At 70.0% G+C, this 18,586-nt stretch carries 16 protein-coding genes; 3 read left to right on the top strand and 13 right to left on the bottom strand.

What is annotated here, in order from left to right; all coding sequences use genetic code 11:
- Positions 1-13: 13 nt before the first annotated feature.
- From ACH34W_RS24560 to ACH34W_RS24520, 9 genes are all read right to left on the bottom strand, one after another.
- Positions 14-607: a maleylpyruvate isomerase family mycothiol-dependent enzyme gene (locus ACH34W_RS24560; protein WP_395963356.1), complete on the bottom strand. Its 594-nt coding sequence runs from the start codon at positions 605-607 to the stop codon at positions 14-16.
- An 81-nt stretch (positions 608-688) separates the two neighbouring features.
- A complete protein-coding gene (locus ACH34W_RS24555) occupies positions 689-1,876 on the bottom strand; it encodes a hypothetical protein (protein WP_395963355.1) in 1,188 nt (395 codons plus the stop codon).
- The gene (locus ACH34W_RS24550) at positions 1,866-3,212 is read right to left on the bottom strand and encodes a hypothetical protein (RefSeq protein ID WP_395963354.1); all 1,347 of its coding nucleotides are present in this window, start codon (positions 3,210-3,212) and stop codon (positions 1,866-1,868) included. The genes ACH34W_RS24555 and ACH34W_RS24550 overlap by 11 nt, the downstream gene beginning before the upstream one ends.
- Complete coding sequence (locus tag ACH34W_RS24545) at positions 3,209-3,886, bottom strand: hypothetical protein (RefSeq protein WP_395963353.1); 678 nt, start codon at positions 3,884-3,886, stop codon at positions 3,209-3,211. Before ACH34W_RS24545 ends, ACH34W_RS24550 begins: the two co-directional genes overlap by 4 nt.
- Positions 3,887-3,896: 10 nt before the next feature.
- The gene (locus tag ACH34W_RS24540; protein ID WP_395963351.1) at positions 3,897-4,742 is read right to left on the bottom strand and encodes a sulfurtransferase; all 846 of its coding nucleotides are present in this window, start codon (positions 4,740-4,742) and stop codon (positions 3,897-3,899) included.
- Between the two features lie 201 nt (positions 4,743-4,943).
- Complete coding sequence (locus ACH34W_RS24535) at positions 4,944-6,071, bottom strand: alkaline phosphatase family protein (RefSeq protein WP_395963350.1); 1,128 nt, start codon at positions 6,069-6,071, stop codon at positions 4,944-4,946.
- Positions 6,068-6,649, bottom strand: a complete 582-nt coding sequence (locus ACH34W_RS24530; protein WP_151563482.1) for a DUF5998 family protein — start codon at positions 6,647-6,649, stop codon at positions 6,068-6,070. Before ACH34W_RS24530 ends, ACH34W_RS24535 begins: the two co-directional genes overlap by 4 nt.
- A 96-nt stretch (positions 6,650-6,745) precedes the next feature.
- The gene (locus ACH34W_RS24525; protein WP_395963349.1) at positions 6,746-6,982 is read right to left on the bottom strand and encodes a hypothetical protein; all 237 of its coding nucleotides are present in this window, start codon (positions 6,980-6,982) and stop codon (positions 6,746-6,748) included.
- Between the two features lie 182 nt (positions 6,983-7,164).
- Positions 7,165-9,636, bottom strand: a complete 2,472-nt coding sequence (locus ACH34W_RS24520; protein WP_395963348.1) for a GNAT family N-acetyltransferase — start codon at positions 9,634-9,636, stop codon at positions 7,165-7,167.
- 162 nt (positions 9,637-9,798) lie between these two features.
- Here ACH34W_RS24520 and ACH34W_RS24515 point away from each other — a divergent pair, with 162 nt between their 5' ends.
- Positions 9,799-10,725 carry a carbohydrate kinase family protein gene (locus ACH34W_RS24515; RefSeq protein ID WP_395963347.1) on the top strand — a complete coding sequence of 309 codons (927 nt, stop codon included), beginning with the start codon at positions 9,799-9,801 and terminating at the stop codon, positions 10,723-10,725.
- 215 nt (positions 10,726-10,940) lie between these two features.
- Here ACH34W_RS24515 and ACH34W_RS24510 read toward each other — a convergent pair whose 3' ends face one another.
- Both ACH34W_RS24510 and ACH34W_RS24505 read right to left on the bottom strand, forming a co-directional pair.
- The gene (locus ACH34W_RS24510) at positions 10,941-11,993 is read right to left on the bottom strand and encodes a LysR family transcriptional regulator (RefSeq protein WP_395963346.1); all 1,053 of its coding nucleotides are present in this window, start codon (positions 11,991-11,993) and stop codon (positions 10,941-10,943) included.
- 82 nt (positions 11,994-12,075) lie between these two features.
- Positions 12,076-14,259 carry a RecQ family ATP-dependent DNA helicase gene (locus tag ACH34W_RS24505; protein ID WP_395963345.1) on the bottom strand — a complete coding sequence of 728 codons (2,184 nt, stop codon included), beginning with the start codon at positions 14,257-14,259 and terminating at the stop codon, positions 12,076-12,078.
- Between the two features lie 159 nt (positions 14,260-14,418).
- On the opposite strand from ACH34W_RS24505, the gene ACH34W_RS24500 reads away from it, so the two are divergent.
- Both ACH34W_RS24500 and ACH34W_RS24495 read left to right on the top strand, forming a co-directional pair.
- Positions 14,419-14,826, top strand: coding sequence for a hypothetical protein (locus ACH34W_RS24500; RefSeq protein WP_395963343.1), 408 nt, complete (start codon positions 14,419-14,421; stop codon positions 14,824-14,826).
- A gap of 273 nt (positions 14,827-15,099) precedes the next feature.
- Positions 15,100-16,500: a cellulase family glycosylhydrolase gene (locus ACH34W_RS24495; RefSeq protein ID WP_395963341.1), complete on the top strand. Its 1,401-nt coding sequence runs from the start codon at positions 15,100-15,102 to the stop codon at positions 16,498-16,500.
- 40 nt (positions 16,501-16,540) lie between these two features.
- Here the strand turns inward: ACH34W_RS24495 and ACH34W_RS24490 are convergent, their stop codons facing one another.
- A complete protein-coding gene (locus ACH34W_RS24490; protein ID WP_395963340.1) occupies positions 16,541-17,185 on the bottom strand; it encodes a lactate utilization protein C in 645 nt (214 codons plus the stop codon).
- Positions 17,182-18,585 carry a LutB/LldF family L-lactate oxidation iron-sulfur protein gene (locus tag ACH34W_RS24485; protein WP_395963524.1) on the bottom strand — a complete coding sequence of 468 codons (1,404 nt, stop codon included), beginning with the start codon at positions 18,583-18,585 and terminating at the stop codon, positions 17,182-17,184. The genes ACH34W_RS24490 and ACH34W_RS24485 overlap by 4 nt, the downstream gene beginning before the upstream one ends.
- Position 18,586: the final 1 nt, after the last annotated feature.

The raw sequence follows: 18,586 nt of genomic DNA, 5'->3' as shown, positions 1-18,586 counted from the left end.
GGCCGGGCTGCGGTCAGGGGATGAGATGGGGGACTGCAGTGGTGCGGCCGGTGGCCAGGAGGAGCAGATCGGCGACAGGGCCTTGGATCTCGTCTGGGCCTTCGCCGGCCTGCCAATCGGCGTCGGTGGCGATCAGTCTCGTGCCGCGGAAGCGTTTGCGGGCGCCGTAGAACGCGCTGTTGTGGACGTGTTCGAGGGCCGCGACCGCGGCCTCGGTGGGCATCGTCCGGGAGCGTCCCAGTGGGCGGGCGATGTCCTGGCCGTGGACGAGGAAGTCGACGAGCGGGTCCAGGGGGCCGGCACCAGGGGAACGCTTGGCCGAGCCTGCGGTCTCGCGGATCTGGGCGATGATTTCGGCGGGGGTGTACTGGGCGGCGTGGCGACGGGCCTCGTCGGCGTTCATGCGGTTCCAGTTGCCGCGCGCCCGGATCACGCCCTTGATCGTCCCGCCGAGGGTGCTGCGGGTGGAGGTGGCCAGGTGAGCGGCCACGTCATATACGGTCCAGCCGTCGCAGAGCGAGGCCACGGCCCATTCGCGGTCTTCGAGGTCGTCAAGGAAGTCGGCGATGCTGAGGCGTTCGGCCTTGAGGGTGGCGAGGATGTCCATGTCTCTCCTTGTTCGGTGTCTCTCCTTGTGCGGTGCCTTCATGGAGAGGTCGAACGGGAGTCGCCGGAATCGACCGCCTGCTCAGGATTTTTTCCGGTCGCCGCGTTGGACCCGTTCGATCAGGTCGTCGCGGAGGTGGCCGTAGCCGGTCTCGGCCCAGACGCTGCCGGTCTCGAAGTACGGAACGCCGTCGTCCAGGAGGGCCTGCGGGGTCTTCTTGGCACGGGCCGCCTTGGCGCAGGCGCGGCAGCTCTTGATCCGCAGGCGGTTGCGCGTGCCGACCGGGCGCCAGTCGAGATCGACGGCGGCGTCGCCATGGAGCGGGTTGAAGAAGCAGAGGGGGCTGAGCGGGATCTCCTTGCCGCCTCCGGAGACGGCGCGGGCGGAGGCGAGGGCGTCGCGGCCCTGATCGACGAGGACCAGGACGCCCGCGAGGTCGGGCATGCCGGTGGCCGAGTCCAGCACCTTGCCCGCCGCCTGGTACGCGTCGAGGGCGCGGGTCATGAGGGCGTTCGCGCGTTCACCTGTGACGTTCACCTCGTCGAGGAGCTCGCCGAACGTGATGACCTCGTGCGATGCCTGGTCGCGGAGTTGGTCCTCGGAGGCGCGGTTGGCGGTGGCGAAGACCGCGCGGGGCAGGAGAAGGCCGCGTTCGGCTCGTTCGACCGCGGTCACCCGGCGGTGACGCCAGAGCAGGAGACCGGCCAGACCGCCGGCCACCGCCACGCCCGCGGCGGTCAGCGGGACGGTGAGGTCGGTGCCCTCGGACCGGGCCGAAGGAGCCGCGGGTGCCGATGATCGCTGGCGGCTGCGGTAACGACGGTTGATCTCGGCGGAGAGCCGTTTGTACTCCTGGGTGCCCGTACCGGCGATGATCAGATCGACGGTGTGGGAGAGCTTGGCCGCGAGGGGGGCGTCGCGGAGAGAGTCGTCGAGGCTCGCCGCCCACGCCGCGTCCCGTGCCTGGTGGTCGCCGCCCCATTCGCGCGCGGCCAGGTCGTCGGGGTCGTCGTCGAGGGTGATGAAGATGCCGTCGCGGCCGAGCCTGCCGTGGACGACCGTGGCGAGCTGCTCCGGATCGGACCAGGTACCGCCCTTGATCAAGGGCACGAGCAGCACGTAGACCGGCGCCGGGGCCTTCCTCAGCTTGGCCAGGAGGCGGGCACGCTCGGCCTTGGGCAGCGCACCGGCGAGCGACGGGTCAACGTAGATCGGGGAACGCCGCAGCGCCGTGGCGAGCCGTTCGCCGGAGGAGGGTTCAGTCGACACCGAGATACTCCAGAACGCGGGGGACGAAGTCTTTGCCCTTGGCGCCGAACGCCGTGTCGCGCCAGACGCCGGGCACCGTGTAGTGCGGGCGCGGCCCGTCCGGCCCGGGCACTCGGAGGGCCTGGGCAGGGAGATCCTTCACGGGCCTTCCGTTGCAGGACTCGCAGACCGGACGCCGATCCGGCACGAGCCGGGTCGCGCGGCGGGCTGTGGACGGGCCGTGCAGCGGGTTGACGAAGCAGGGCGGGGGCGGGGTTGCGTCGTTGTGGGCGAGGGCCGCCTGCCCCTGGCGAGCCAGGACGATCACCCCGACCAGATCGAGGATCCGTTCACGATCGCCGCCCGCGTCGTCGTAGAGGATCTGTGCGGCGTCGAACGCGGAAGCGGCGTAGGTGTGGCCTCGGTTGCCCTCGGCTTCCGGGAGCATCGCACGGAGGCGTGCCAGCTCGGCGGCTCCCGTGCGGCGCAGCCACCGTACGGTCGGTTTGGTGGGCGCTCCTCTGGATCCCTTTCGTGTTTCCCTGGTGGTTCCCTTGGTGTCTTTCCGGCCGATCGAACGGAACGCGATCGCCCAGCGGCCGGCCCAGTAGAGGGCGATGGCGGCCACGGGCCCTATGAGCAGCAGCCCTAGGAGGAACGGCGATTTGAGCTCTGCCTTGGGCGTCGACAACCGGTCTTCCTGGCCGAACGGGTCGGGCGGTGTCCAGAGGTTGGGCATCGTGGGAGGCGCGGTCCTGGCCGTCCGGCTCTCATCGAGCCGCTTGATCAACCTGTCTGCGAGCCCGGTGAACGGGTGTTCCGAGTCGGGAGCGGAGTCGAGCTCGGAGAAGCCGAAGTACCGCGGCACCTTGAACCCGACGGCCTCCAGCGACCCCCGCGCGTCCGCCATCAGATAGAACCCGTCGCGCCGGAGCCGGTCGTGCAAGGCGAAGAGCAGCGCCTCGTTCCGCCCCTGCGACTCGGACTCCCGGGGATTCGGGACCACGATGACGAACACAGGCCTGCCGAGCTCGCGGCTTGCGGTGGCCATGGCCGCCTTGATGCGAGCCCGATCCGCCTTGCCGAGGGCGAACGCGAGCTCCGGGTCGACGAACAACGGATCCCGCGCAAGCGCCGCGGAGACTCGTACAAGCCGCCGATCCGCCCCCGGCGGATAAGTGACCCCCGGCCGAGGTTCAGCAGCCGCGGCCGGAACGGGAGCGGGGGCGGGGGCAGCGGAGATGGGCCTGGCGGGGGCGGCCGGAGGAGGCGCGGCCAGCGCGGCTGTGGCAGGGGTTGGGAGCAGGAGGGCGAAGGCAGCGGCGAGCAGGGCGGCCGTTCGCTTGCAGGCGGTCATCCGGTCGTCTTTCGGCGGCGGCGCCAGATCAGGAAGGCGAGGAGCGGAAGTCCGCCCAGTGCGGTCCCGGCGCCGAAGGCCAGGTGCTCGCGCTGCTCGGCGCGGCGTTCGGCCCGGTCGTGGGCGTCCAGGCTGATCCTCGTCCGCGACGGCGGGCGAGGTCTCAGGTTGTCGCGGCGTTCACGGGCCTTGCCTGACAGGGCGATCTCCACGAAACGGTCGATCACCGCGACCGCGCCCGCGTCGTAGGGCATCTCCAGGCCGGCTGCGATCCACGCGTCGTCCGCGTTCAGCGTCCGGCCGCTGCCGAACTGCCGCGCCTCGCCACCGCTGCCGTTGGGGCTCACGACGATGTAGACCCCGTCCTTGTCCAGCCGGTCGCGGAGGAGGGAGATGAGGTCCTCGGGATCGAGGTCCTTCCCGTACGTGACGGGTGTGACCACGACGAACGTCCGCACGCCGAGCCGCGCGACGGACCGCTGGATGCGTGCGGCGGCGTCCGCGGGAAGGGCCCTCGGGGCGTGGTCGGTGACGTGGACGGGATCACGCCGCAGCAGCGCGGCGAGGTGATCCGCCCGTGCGGACGGCGACGCGAAGGCCGGGATCGCGGCGCAGGCCACCAGCAGGCAGGCGATCAGACTTCCCGTGAAAAGGACAGACCACCTGCGCCGCATGGCGGGGATTTTAGTGACCGTGGGGCCCTGACTCGCCGGTGGCCACCGGGTTTGTGGGATCAGTCACCCAGTTGGACCACGAGCCCACGTACAGCGCGGCGGGTACGCCCGCGATCGTGAGCGCAAGGATCTCGTGCGCCGCCGTCACCCCAGAGCCGCAGTAGACACCCACGTCCGCCGCGTCGGTGGCGCCGAGTTGGGCGAATCGTTCCCGGAGGATTTGCGAGGGGAGGAAGCGCCCGTCCACGCCCACGTTGCCGTGCGTGGGGGCGTTGACGGCGCCCGGGATGCGGCCGGCGACGGGATCGATGGGCTCCGTCTCGCCTCGATAACGTTCAGCCGCGCGGGCGTCGAGCAGCACGCCCGACTTGGCCAGCACGGCGGCGCCCTCGGCGTCCAGGACCGGCAGGCGCCCGGCCTGGGCGATGAAGTCACCCGGCTTCACGGAGGGTTCGTCGGTCGTTACCGTACGCCCGGCCTCGGTCCACGCATGGTAACCGCCGTCCAGGACCCGGACGCGCTCATGCCCGAAGTACCGCAACGACCACCAGACCCGGGCGGCGGCAGTCGAGTCGGCATCGTCGTAGACGACGACCAGCCGGTTCGAGGAGACTCCGGCGCGCCGCATCGCCGCCTCAAAGTCGGCCGGAGCCGGGAGGGGATGCCGGCCGGCCCGCCCGGGCGGACCGGCCACGTCCCGGTCAAGATCGACGAAGACCGCGGCGGGCAGATGTCCATGCCGGTAGGAGTCGATTCCGGGAGGTCCAGATAGGTGCCACCGTACGTCGAGGAGGATCGGCGGCGGCTCACAGCGAAGCAACCGGGCGAGTGTGGACACATCGATGAGAGGGTGCACATCGCCAGTCTGACCGTCGGCGCCCGGATTAGGGAGAGGCGCGGCATCGTTCCCTCCCACTACACCCCCCGCCCAGCCGCCCTTTCAAAGGACAAGCTTCGCTTGGCATCGTCACGTTGCCTCAGCGTACGCGCCACATCGCCTGTCGCGGGCTCACTCCATGGCGGGGTCACTCCGGCGCGGGATCACTCCGTCGCGGGGTCACTCCCTGACGACCCGCAGCAGGGGGACGAGCTGCTCGGCCGGAACGAGGGAGCCGTGCATGCCGGTCATCAGCGAGGCGAGGGGTTCGAGGCGGCTCGCGACGATGGCCATGTCGGCGTACGGTACGGCGATCACGTCGCCGATGCGGGCCAGCATGTCGGGCTCGACCGGTCCGAACCAGCCCTCCGCCACCGCGTCCTCACGCGTGTAGACCCACGCCCGGTCGCCGAGGAGCTCCTGCCAGGCCGCCAGAACGTCACCGGCCGCGCCGTCCTGGGCGTACACGTAGCGGCACCGGGCGTCGCCACCGAGCATGGCGACCCCCGCCTGGAGCTCGGCCACCGTGTCGAAGTCCACCCGTTCGGTCGGGTCGACCATGCCATGATCGGCGGTGATGTAGAGCCCCGTCCCCGTCGGCAGCACCGAGGCGATCCGTTCGGCGAGCAGATCCACGAAGCGCAGCTGGAACCGCCAGTCCGCCGAGCCCGAGCCATAACGATGCCCGGTCGCGTCAAGATCGGCGTGGTAGACGGTCACGAACGAGCGGTCGCCCTCCCGCAAGGCCTGCTGCGTACGTCCGACCAGCTCACCCATATCGTCGGCGGGACGGTACGTGGCGCCCCTCGCTGTGGCGATGCTGAGACCGGTGTTGCGATAGAACCCCAACGCGACGTACGAGACGTTCACGCCGTCCGCCGCCGCCTTCTGGTAAACGGTCGGGGCAGGCTGGAACGTGGCCGGATCGATGTCCGGGTCCTTCCAGCGCAGGCAGTTAAGTAGCCGCCCGGCGCCCGGGATCGCCACCTGGACCCCCAGCAGACCATGACCGCCAGGCGGCAGACCGGTCGCCAGCGACCCCAGGCTGGCCACGGTGGTGGCGGGGAATCCGGCGGTCAGCGGGCCGCCCGGCAACGAGGACAGGAACGGGGCTTCCGCCGGGTGGGCCCTGAGCAACTCCCAGCCCAGGCCGTCGATGATCAGCACGCACGCCCGCGGCAGGCGCGGCAGGCCCAGCACGTTGGTCGTGCCCGGCACTCCGAGCCCCGCCAGCACCGAAGGCGGCAGGTCGGCCAGCGCACCCGCCCCGTACCGCGGCACCGGAACGGGCGGCGGCGAGGCGCTCAATTCGCCGTGGCGGACGACAGCGCCTCGGCGAAGGCCAGTACCTGGGAGACCGCGTCGGCCCCGTCAGCGGCCTCGCTGACACGCAGGGACAAGTCGTCGGCGGTCACACTGCCGGTGTAGCCGTGGTCGGCCTCGCAGTTCTCGTCACCGCAGGTCGCGGGCTCCAGATCGATATGGGCGATCGCCCCCCAGCCGATGGTCAGCACCACCTCGGTCGGCGGCACGCCGGGCACGTAGGACGCGGGGTCGGGGACCACCCGGGTCACCGCGACCGACTGGACCCTGCCCAGCTTGACGGCCTCGGTGGTGGTGGAGGCGTGTGGTTGAGCCATGCCCTCGCCCGGCGGGTGCTCGTCGGTGTGGCAGACCAGCAGCCGGCTGGCGGACAGCACCAGCACGGTCACGTGCCGCCTGACCTCCATCGCGGGGTCGAACGTCGCCTCGTGATGCACCACGTAGGCGAGCACGGGCTCAGAGCCGATGGCCGACTCCACCGCTTCCGCGACCAAGGCCGGGTAGTAACCGCTGCGCTCAATGGCGGTTCGCAACCCGTGGGCCGTCGCTCGGGTTTCCCTCATGTAACCCATCCTGCCCTGTTCGGGGTGGGCTGCGCACATGCCCGAGCCGAACATGGTCATCCCGGCACCCCCGGGGTACGAGACATGGCATGGAATTCAGAGATCCAATGCCATCGCCGCCTCCGGTCCCGCCGCCACCGGCGCCGACCCCACCAGGCCCGCAACCGCCCATCCCAGCACCAGAACCGCCGGTCCCCCCTCCTGAACCGCCGCCCGGCCCGACGCCTCAGCCGCCACCGGGCCCGGTCCCACCAGGCCCGGCCCCAGACCCGGTCCCACCAGGCCCGGGTCCTGACCCGTCCCCGCCCGGCCCACCACCGGACCCATCGCCACCAGGCCCGATCCCGGACCCGGTTCCGCCCACCCCGGAGCCCAGCCCACCACCGCCCCCCGGCTGAAGCCCAACAAGGCGGCGCCGAACCACGCCCAACCTGCAGCGCCCCTACTGCCGTTAGGAGCGGCTGCCGTTAGGAGCGGCTGCCGTTAGGAGCGGCTGCCGTTAGGAGCGGCTGCCGTTAGGGAAGGCGGCGGGGGCCTAGCTCGGGACGAGGGCCGAGGGGGCGTTCCAGGCGGAGGGTCACGTCCTGGACGGTTATGCCGGTGGGGGTTACCTGGACGGGGTCTAGGACGAGCTTGGCTACTTCTGGGAGGTCGTGGGCCAGCTTGGCCACGCGTTGGAGGAGTTCCTCCAGGGAGGCCACGTCCACGGGGTCGGCGCCTCGGTGGCCCAGGAGGAGGGGCGCTGTGCGGATGGCGCGCACCAGCTCGGCGGCCTCCACGTCGGTGAGGGGCGCCAGGCGGTAGGCGCGGTCGTCCAAGAGGGCGGCGGTCTCGTCGGACAGGCCGAACGAGATCACGGCGCCGAACGAGGGGTCTTCCAGCGCGACGATCCGCGTGGGTACGCCTTCGGAAGGGCCCGGCGCGACGGTGATGCCGTAGCAGGCGAGGAGTTCGGCGGTCTGCTCCTGGGCCGGGGGCCCCTTCTCGAGCCACTCCTCAACGAGGGAACGCGCGCGGCGGCGGTCGGTGCCGGCGAACTCGGGGAGGCGGCCGGACGGGCGCTGGCGCCACTGGGCGTAGCGGATGACGTACGCCAGGGCCCGAACGGCGTCTTCCGGGGCCGGGTAGGACGGGATGGACCCCTCGGCGGCCCAGCCGTCGGGGCCCGGGACCCGCAGGTCGGCGGGCATGCCCTTGGAGCCGAGGTAGGTGGCCACGATCGGCTTGGGGCTCCCGGCGGCGAGGCGGAGGATCTTCTCGGGAACGCGCACGTCATAGCCGCCAATGGTGGGCGGGGTGAAGAGGGCCACCACGGCGTCCACGGTGTCGTCCTGGAGTGCCTCGGCCAGGGCGGCCTCGTACTCGTCGGCGTCCGCGAGAGGGCCGAGGTCGATCCGGCGGCGGCCCTCCAGGCCCAGCGCCGCGGCGGCGTCCTGCGCGAGCAGGCCGAGCGAGTCGGAGTTGTCGATGATCGCGATCCGGTCGCCCGCCGGGAGCGGCTGGTAGGCCAGGAGCTGGGCGACGTCGAAGAGCTCGGAGAGGTCCTCGACCCTGATCACGCCGGCCTGGGCGAAGAGGGCGCTGACGGCGTGGTCGGGCAGGCTGAGGGCGCGGGCGGCGTGCCCGATCGGCACGCCCTGCGTACTCCGGCCGCTCTTGACCGCCACGATCGGCTTGCGGCGCGAGAGGCGACGGGCCAGCCGGGTGAACTTGCGCGGATTGCCGAGCGACTCCAGGTAGAGCAGGACCGCCTTGGTGGCGTGGTCCTCCTCCCAGTACTGCATGAGGTCGTTGCCGGAGACGTCCGCCCGGTTGCCCGCCGAGACGAACGTGGACAGTCCCAGCCCTCGTTCAGCCGTACGCTGCAAGATCGCGATGCCCAGCGCGCCGGACTGGGAGAAGAAGCCCACCGGCCCCCGGCCCGGCATGGTCGGCGCGAGCGTCGCGTTCAGCCGTACCTCGGGATCGGTGTTGGCGATGCCCAGACAGTTCGGTCCGACCACGCGCATCCCGTACGCCCGCGCCAGCCGGACGAGCTCTGCCTGGCTGGCCCGTCCCTCCGGCCCGGTCTCGCCGAAGCCCGAAGAGACCACCACCAGGCCATGGACGCCCTTGCCCGCGCACTGCTCGACCACCTGGTGGACCATGTCGGCCCGGACGGCCACCACGGCGAGATCCACATCATCTGGGATCTCCAAAACCGAGGCATACGCACGTACGCCGGCGACGGCGGTCGCGGTCGGGTGCACGGGATAGATCGGCCCGCTGAAGTCGCCGTGCAGCAGGTTGCGCAGCACCGTCTGGCCCACGCTGTGCTCGGCACGGCTGGCGCCCACGACGGCGACCGACCGGGGAAACAGCAAGCGCTGGATCGAACGCGACTCGGCCCGGTGCTCCCGGGCCGCCATGACCTCCACCGACGTCTCGGTCGGCTCCAGATCGAGCACGAGCTCGATCACGCCGTCCTCGAAACGCTGCTCGGCCCGGTAACCGGCCTCCCGGAAGACCCTGGTCATCCGCCGGTTGTCGGGCAGGACGCTCGCCACGAAACGATTAAGCCCACGCTCCCGGGCCGCAGCCGCGATGTGCTCCAGCAGAACGGCCCCGAGCCCGCGTCCCTGGTGCGCGTCCTCCACGAGGAAGGCGACCTCGGCGGTCCCGGGCCGGTCGGACAACTGGTCATAACGGACGACGGCCACCATGGAGTCGCCGATGGTGGCGATCAGGGCCACCCGCCGGTCGTAGTCGACCGTCGTGAAGTGCTCGATCTCCCGCTCGGTCAGCTGCGGGCGCGGCGAGAAGAACCGGTAGTAGATCGACTCCGGTGACAGGCGGGCGTAAAAAGCGCGCAAAAGCTCAGCGTCATCGCTCCGGACGGGACGCAGATGCGCCGTCCCGCCGTCGGTGAGGACGACGTCGGCCTCCCACTGATCCGGATAGCCCTCGGTCACGTACCCGAGGGTAAGGCACGGGTCCCTGGCCGCCATCACCACAGGTCCATGGAACAAAGCGAGCAAGAGGATGCAAAAACACCGGTTCTCTGGTTTCGCTGCCCGTTCGAGACCTACTGGGGGTCCAAGAACTGTTACGGTCAAGCACACGCCTTTGAAGCCGCTCGCGCGGGCCGTGTTGATCGAGGTGATGACTCCATGACGCGCGTGGTCGTGGTCGGCGATTTGATGACTGACACCGTTGCCCGTGCCGCATTCCCCCTTGCCAAGGGGAGCGACACTCCTGCCGCCGTGACCTCGCACGGAGGCGGCTCGGGAGCCAACGTCGCCTCCTGGCTCGCCCTGGAAGGCGTCGAGGTCGCGTTCGTGGGCCGCCGCGGCTCCGACATCGCGGGCCGCAACCGGGACATGGAGCTCATGGGGTACGGCGTGGACGCCCGCCTCGTGATGGACCAGGAACGCCAGACCGGCACCTGTGTCGTGTTGATCACACACAAGGGCGACCGGACCATGCTCTCGGACCCCGGTGCCAACGGCGCGCTGCTCCCCGAAGACATCGAACGCTGCAAGGACCTGTTCAACCAGGGCACCCACCTGCACCTGTCCGGCTACTCGCTGATCAACGAGGGTTCCCGCAAGGCGGCCAAGCACGCCCTCGACCTCGCCCGTCAGGCACAGATGTCGATCTCCGTGGACGGCGGCTCGTCCTCCCCGCTCAAGCGGATGGGCGCCGAGCCGTTCCTGGAGTGGACACAGGGCGCCCGCCTCCTGGTGGTCAACGCCGACGAGGCCGAGGTCCTGACTGGCCGCGACACCCCCGCCTCGGCCGCCAAGGTGCTCACCGCCTGGTACCCGCAGGTAGTGATCAAGTCCGGCGCCGACGGCGCCCTCTGGTACACCAACGGCCGCCCCGAGCCCATCACCGCCGCCGCCGAGTCCATCGAGAAGATCATCGACGGCACCGGCGCGGGCGACGCCTTCGTGGCGGGCTTCCTCCCTGCCTGGCTGGAGGGCAAGCCCCCGGCCGAGGCCCTCGCCGCCGGCAACCGCCTGGCCGTCCAGGCCATGCAGCACCTGGGCGCCCGTCCCAGCCTCGACGTCCTCGACAACCCCATCAAGAACTAACGCTGCACCCAGACGCGAAAACGGCGAACATCAGCACCCGCGTCTCCGCGCGACCGCCACCCCTCTCGAAGTAGGCGGCTGGGATGCGCTTGGGCTCATGGGCAACCAGTTGCGCAAAGCCTGCCTCGTCGACCCGCATCAGCAGGGAGTCGAGCAACTCCTCCACGAAGCGGTCAAACGGGCCACTCCACAAACGTCCCATCAACCAATGCCATCTAATGGGGCGGGGCTGGGGCTTTGCGGGGGGTGAAGCGGCGGGAGTCGTCTCGGACGGCGTTCCAGAGGCGGTTGAGAGGGTGGCCTACCGCGTAGCGCTGGAGGTCGGCGCGGTGAACGAAGGCGCCGGTCATGATCTCGGCTTTGGGTTCGAGGTCGTCGTAGAGGCGGAGGGAGCGGAGGGGGACCTCGTCGGGCTCGCCTGGGCCGCCCATGCGGCGGCCGATGGACTCGGTGACGACCATGCAGCCGCGGACGAAGCCGGAACGCAGGAGTGACAGGCCGTAGTGGATGTCGTCGATGTCGGCCACGACGTCCAGGCGATCACGGAAGTTGGGGCCGTACCAGCAGGCCAGGAAGTCGGCCACCAGGCCGGCTGGGGGCACCACCAGGGGCACCTCGGCCAGCCGGCTGGTGGGGACCGGATCATCGGGGAGGTCCGCGGGTGTGAGGTTGGTGAGCAGGATCGGGGCGCCGCGGGCGAACTCGATCACGTCGTAGTCGCGGAGGCGGTGGTCGCCGTCCGCGGTGCTGACGATGCTGCCGCAGATCAGGTCGACCTGGCGGGTCTCCAGCCGGGACCACAGATCCTTGGTGCGGACGTGGACGACCTTGAACTCCACTTCTTGCTGGCGGAACTCCTCCGACACCCGTTCCCAGGAGCGGGAAATGATCGGGAGCGTGAATTCGGTGGTGCCGACGGTGAGCATCCGGCCGAGGCGGCGGCGGCTCCAGTTGACCGCGTCCGTCCACTGGGCCACGGCCACGCGTGCCAGCTGGACGGCCTCCTCGCCTGTGGGCGTGAACAGGTAGTCCTTGCCGCGGCCCTGCCGCAGGGTGAGCACCTCGCCGCACATCGCCTGGTAGTTGCGGTTGAGCGTGTCGAGCTGCTTTTGCACGCTGGACTGCTCGCGGCCGAGGACGCGGGCGGCCCGGAGCGCGGATCCGGTCTCGTGCACGACGAGCAGGGTCCGGAGCTGATCGAACGTGGTGTCGAGCAGGCCGGGTGGGCAGTCGAGCAGCCGGTCCACGGCGGAGGTCTTGGAAGACACGGACAGGGACGGTACTACTCCTGCCGTGCCTCGGTAGACCCGCCCCCACATGGCCTTGAGAGCATTTCAACAGGGCGATGGTTCAGTTGATCACCGCCAGGACCAGTGGTAGGACGGCGGGGGCGCCCGCCTGGCGGAGCCGGCGGGTGGCCACGGTCATCGTCCAGCCGCTCTCGATGCGGTCGTCGACGAGCAGGACCGGGCCGCGGACAGCGGCGGCGACATCGTCGGGCAGAGCCAGCGAATGCCAGACCGAGCGGAGGCGCTGAGCGCTGTTGTGCCGGCGGGGCACCGGCTCACCCAGGGGAACGAACTCGCCCAGGTAGGGCAGGCGGCCGATCTCCGCGATGCGGCGCCCGAGACTGCCGATCAGGCGGGGGCGGGTACGGGAACCGATGGTGACCACACCCGTCGGGCGTTCGGCCCAGTCCCAGGCGGACAGCACCTTGACCACGGCGTCGAACATCTCGTCCGGTATGTCGGTGTCGGGGGCGCCCTCGGCGAGGATCTCGCGCAGGCGATTGCCCCAGCCGATGTCGGTGAGGCGGCCCAGGGCGCGGCCGGGTTCGGCCAGGATGCCGGCGTCCATGCGCCCGGAGACGCCGAGGTCGTCCTTGACGGCGGGGGGCCACATGCGCCGGGGTGCGACGTCGACGCCGGGGCGGCGCAGGCGGTCGCGGGCCTGGGCGGCGCCTGTTTCGCTGACGCCGGTCGGCCAGTAGGTGCCCGTGCAGTTGTCGCAGCGACCGCACTGCTTGGCCTCGGGGTCGTCGAGCTGGCGGCGCAGGAACTCCTCGCGGCAGCCGGTGGCGTCGAGATAGTCGAGCATCGCCCGCTGCTCGCGGGTGCGTTCGGCGGCCACCCGCTCGTAGCGCTCCCGGTCGTACGCCCAGTCGTGACCGGTGGCGGTCCAGCCGCCCTTGACCCGGCGGACCGCACCGTCGACGTCGAGGACCTTGAGCATCATCTCCAGCCGGCTGCGGCTGAGGTCGACCTGGGGCTCCAGCGCGCTGGTGGAGAGTGGGCGCCCGGCGGCCTCCAGGGTGTCAAGGGTCGTCCGGACGATCGGCTCCGGCGGGAACGCCAGGCTGGCGAAGTAGGCCCAGATGTCGCGGTCTTCCAGGCCGGGCAGCAGGATGACCTCGGCCCGCTCGACACCGCGCCCGGCCCGGCCGATCTGCTGGTAGTAGGCCACCGGCGACTGCGGCGCACCCACGTGCACGATGAAGCCCAGATCGGGCTTGTCGAAGCCCATGCCGAGCGCGCTGGTGGCCACGAGGGCCTTGAGCTTGTTGTCCTGGAGGTCCTGCTCGGCTTGGAGACGTTCGGCCGGGTCGGTCTGGCCGGAGTAGGCGGCCACGTCATAGCCGCGTTCGCGCAGGTATCCGGCGATCTCGTGGGCGGCGGCCACGGTCAGCGTGTAGATGATGCCCGAGCCCGGCAGACCGCCGAGATGCTCACCCAGCCAGGCGATGCGCATCTCGGCGATGGGGAGGCGGACGACCGCCAGGCGCAAGGACTCGCGTTCGAGCGGGCCGCGCAGCACCAGGGCTTCCGAGCCGCCGCCGAGTTGCTCGGCCACGTCCTTGGTGACGCGGGCGTTGGCGGTGGCCGTGGTGGCCAGGACCGGAACGCCGGGCGGGAGATCGGCCAGCAGCGTCCGGAGGCGGCGGTAGTCGGGGCGGAAGTCATGACCCCAGTCGGAGATGCAGTGGGCCTCGTCGACCACGATCAGGCCGGCCCCGGCGGCGAGTTTGGGCAGGACGAGGTCGCGGAAGTCGGGATTGTTGAGCCGCTCCGGGCTGACCAGGAGCACGTCGACCTCGCCCGCCTCGACCTCGGCGAACACGCGGTCCCAGTCTTCGGTGTTGGCGGAGTTGATCGTGCGGGCGTGGATCCCGGCGCGGTCGGCCGCCTCGATCTGGTTGCGCATCAACGCCAGCAGCGGCGACACGATCACCGTCGGACCGGCGCCCCGCTCGCGCAGCAGCCGGGTCGCCACGAAGTAGACCGCGGACTTGCCCCACCCCGTGCGCTGCACGACCAGCGCGCGCCGCCGCTCGACGACCAGGGCGCGGATCGCCGTCCACTGGTCGTCGCGCAGCCGCGCGTGCTCCCCCGCCAGCGCCCGCAGGCAGCGCTGCGCCTCATCGAGCAGCGCCTCATCGAGCAGCGCTTCATCGGGCAGCGCTTCATTGGGCAGGGCCTCGTCGGCATGCCCGTCGTTGCCCTGCTCGATAGGACGCAGACTCTCCTCGTCAACCATGCCTCCTTGCTACCAGCCCCCACCGACGCCTCGCACCAGAACCGCGTTCTGTGGATAACTCGATGGCGACCACCCGACCTAGATTGTAATCCTGACTAACTCGCTCTACTGTTTATCTCGTCAGGGAAGCTACATAGCGGTCTGAACGAGGAGAACGCCATGGACGAGCAGCCGCGCACCAGCCCCGACGCGGCCACGACCGCCTTGCCGCTCATGGGCATGAGCATCGCGATCAGCGGCATGTACTTCGACAGCTCCGCGCTGGGCCTCAGCGTGATCGGAGTCCAGGCCGTCGTCATGATGGCGCTGCTGTACGTGGTCGTCCGCAAGGCCGTGCGAAGCCGGTCGGCCGCCGCCGATGACACTCCGTTGCTGCGACTCCGCGTCACGATCCCCATGGCTGTCACGCCGATCGCCATCGCCGGACTGGTCACCGCGGTGAGCTACGGGCTCTTCCCGGACAGCGACGGCGCGGGCATGCTGGCCGGGGCGGCCGTCGGCGGCGGGCTCATACTGAGCGCCAGCGCCCTCGTCCTCCGGCTGGCCATGCGCAACACCCGCCGCTGAACGCCCGGCATCCATGCCGGGGGCTGCGCGTCTGCTCAGCAGGCGCGCATGTTTGCCCGTGAAATCCGTCTCCAGATGACTCGTGCCATTCGTTCTCCGCCGTTACCCTCCGCCCACACGACGGCGGAGGAGGCGGATTCAGGCATGAGAGTACAAAGGTGGCTCACAACATGTGCGCTGGGTGTGTCGGCCGCACTCCTGACGCCGACGCCGACTACCGCCACGCCAGCTGCGGCGACGCCAGGGGCGCCGATTGGGGCGGCGCAGGCAGGGATGACGCTGGCGCACATTCCTCCGCGGCCGGTCTCCGACGTCCTGGGACATCGCGGCCGGTGGATCACCGATTCCCAGGGGCGGCGCGTCATTCTGCACGGCTTCAACATGGTCGCCAAGGCGGCGCCGTACGATCCGTCCAAACTCGGGTTCGGCGAGGAGGACGCGAAGTTCCTGGCGGCGCACGGCTTCAACGCGGTGCGGATCGGGATCGTGATGACCGGCCTTCAGCCACGGCCGGGTGTGTTCAACGAGAGCTATCTCGCCAGCCTCAAGGCCACCATCGACCTGCTGGGCCGATACGGCATCCGCAGCCTCATCGTGTTCCCGCAGGACCTCCTCAACACCAAGTTCCGGGGCACGGGCTACCCGGACTGGATGATCCGCACTGACGGCATCCCGCCCGACCTCATCAACTTCGACATGTTCACCAACCTGCTGTTCAACCCGGCGCTCCAGCGGGCGAACGACAACTTCTGGAACAACGCGCCCGTCCATGGCAAGGGCCTGCAGGAGTGGTACACCGACGCGTGGGTGCACGTCGCGAAGAAGTTCCGGAACAACCCGGCGGTCCTGGGCTATGACCTATGGAACGAGCCGTGGCCGGGAAGCGCCTGGCCTACCTGCGCCCCGCCGTTCGGATGCAAGGACTTCGACTCCAAGAAGCTCGCGCCCTTCTTCACCAAGATGATCCGGGCCATCCATGCCGTGGACCCCAAGCATCTGACCTTCTACGAGCCGAACCTCCTCGCGACGTTCGGCCCACCCATCCACCTCGGCAAACCGGGGGACAAACAGAGCGGCCTGTCGTTCCACACCTACTGCCCGGACATCTCGGGTAAGCCGATCCCGGACTGGATGTACGCCGTCTGCCACACGATCCAGAAGGGCGTCTTCCACCAGGCCATGGCCCAGTCCAAGCGCACCGGCGACGCGCTCATCCTGACCGAGTTCGGCGCGACCCCCAATCCCCAGGAGCTCTCCTACGTCGCCCGGCTCGCCGACAGTTACCAGCTCCCGTGGCTGGAGTGGACCTACTGCCGTTGCAAGGACCCGACAGAGGCAGGGATCACCGAAGGCCTGGTCTACGACCTCACCAAGCCCCGCAGCGGGGCCAACATCAACACCCCTGTCTTGAACGCCTTGGACGAGCCGTACCCCCAGGCCATTGCGGGCACGCCCCAGAGCTATGGCTTCAACCCGCAGACCAGGACGTTCACCCTGACCTACAAACCGCAGGGCCGCGCCAACACCATCGTCTACACATCCCCAAGGAACTACCCGGGCGGCTACCGAACCACAGTGACCGGCGCAGACATCCTCTCCCCGCCCAACTCACCGACCCTCACACTGAGGGCCAAGCGAGGCGCGACCTCCGTGAAGCTCACCCTCACTCCATAGCGTGATCATCTTTGTCCGGCGTGGGACGAATGATGATCATTCAGATGATGACGACCTCGAGCGTCCGGGGACCGTGCACGCCCTCGACCCGGTCGAGCTCGATGTCGCTGGTCGCCGAGGGGCCGCTGATCCAGGTCAGCGGACGGGACGGGTCGAGCCGGGCGAACGCCTCCGGCACCGTCCGGACGATCTGGTCCAGCCGCACCACGCACAGGTGATGGTCGGGCACCAGCGTCAGCGCGCGCCGCCCCTGGTCCGGCGACCCGTCCAGGACGATCGTCCCGGTCTCGGCGATCGCCAGCGCGCAGCCGGTCACCACCCCGTCCAGAGCATCGAGCTCGGCGGCCGACAGCGCCGGATCGTCGCTGACCGCGTCAACCCCCTCAAGCCACTCCCCTGGCACACCAACAGGCGCGGCGATACGCCCACCCCGCGCCGCCAGCAGCGCAGCAACCACAGAACCCGCAGCCACCACAGTGCCCGCAGCACCCGCAGCAGCTGAGGCGGTGTGGTGTACGACTGCCTTGTAGTCCACTAGGCGGTCGATCAGGAGGTCGACGATGTCCGTTCCGGTACGACTGCGCTGGTAGTCCCTGGGCACCGCCACATCCTCAGGGCGTTCAACCGCGGGCACGTCCGCCAGTGCAGCCCGCACCTTCGCCAGGATCTGATCCCGCGTGCTCATCGGTTGCGCTCCCACCACTCGCGGAACGATTCGGGTGGGGGCGCCGGTATGTCCCTCGTGTCCGTCCAGCCCGCCAGCGGCCCCGGCAGCCGACGCGGCGTCAGCCGACGGAAGCGCCCAGCAGCACGCTGTCCCGCCTTCAGCAGCCCTGGCGATTCCAGAACACGGCGGGCTCCGGCCATCGCCAGGCGCTCAACCCGATGTCCCTTGCCCGCTGCAACCTTGGCCCGCAGGTCCAGCAGCACCTCGGGGATGTTGATTTCGACCGGGCAGACGTCGTAGCACGCGCCGCACAACGTCGAGGCGTACGGCAGCGACGCGTCCAGCTCCGACGACATCCCACGCAGCTGCGGCGTCAGGATGGCGCCGATCGGCCCGGGATAGACCGACCCGTACGCGTGACCACCGGCACGCTCGTACACCGGGCACACATTCAGGCACGCCGAGCAGCGGATGCAGCGCAGCGCCTGCCGCCCCACCTGGTCCGCCAGAACGTCAGTCCGGCCGTTGTCCAGCAACACCAGATGGAAGTCCTGGCCCTCGGCAGCCCCAGTCCACATCGACGTGTACGGGTTCATGCGTTCACCGGTCGACGAACGAGGCAGCGTCTGCATGAAGACTTCGAGATCCTGCCAAGTCGGCACGAGCTTCTCGATGCCCACCACGGAGATCAGCGTCTCGGGCAGCGTGAGGCACATCCGCCCGTTGCCCTCCGACTCCAGCACCACCAAGGTCCCCGTCTCCGCCACCGCGAAGTTCGCCCCTGAAATCCCGACCTTGGCCGACAGGAACCGTTCCCGCAGGTGCAGCCGAGCCGCTTCCGCCAGCGCCGGTGGATCGTCCGCGAGGTCGTCGGGAGCCGGCCGCCCCCATTCCGACATCGACCGCCGGAAGATCTCGCGGATCTCGGCACGGTTGCGGTGGATCGCCGGCACGAGGATGTGCGACGGCCGGTCGTCGCCCAGCTGCACGATCAGCTCGGCGAGGTCGGTCTCGTACGCGGTGATCCCGGCGTCGGCCAGCGCCTCATTGAGCCCGATCTCCTGCGTCGCCATGGACTTGACCTTGACGACCTCGGTCTCACCGGTGGCCTTCACCAGCGCGGTGACGATCCGGTTGGCCTCGGCGGCGTCCGCAGCCCAGTGCACATGCCCGCCGGCCTTGACCACGGCTGCTTCGAGCTGCTCCAGGTAGACGTCCAGGTGGCGCAGCACCCGGTCCTTGATGGCCGCCCCGGCCGCACGCAGCTCCATCCAATCCGGCTGCTCGCCCACGACAGCGGCTCTCTTGCCCCGGATCGTGTGCGTGGCCTTGTGCAGGTTGTGCCGGAGCTGCGAGTCACCGACCGCCTTGGCCGAGGCAGCGGGGAAGGCGGGCATCCCTACGAACGTCCCGGACACG

Source organism: Actinomadura sp. 6N118, from assembly GCF_044326415.1.
GTDB lineage: Bacteria > Actinomycetota > Actinomycetes > Streptosporangiales > Streptosporangiaceae > Spirillospora.
This window is presented reverse-complemented; position numbering and strand designations above follow the sequence as displayed.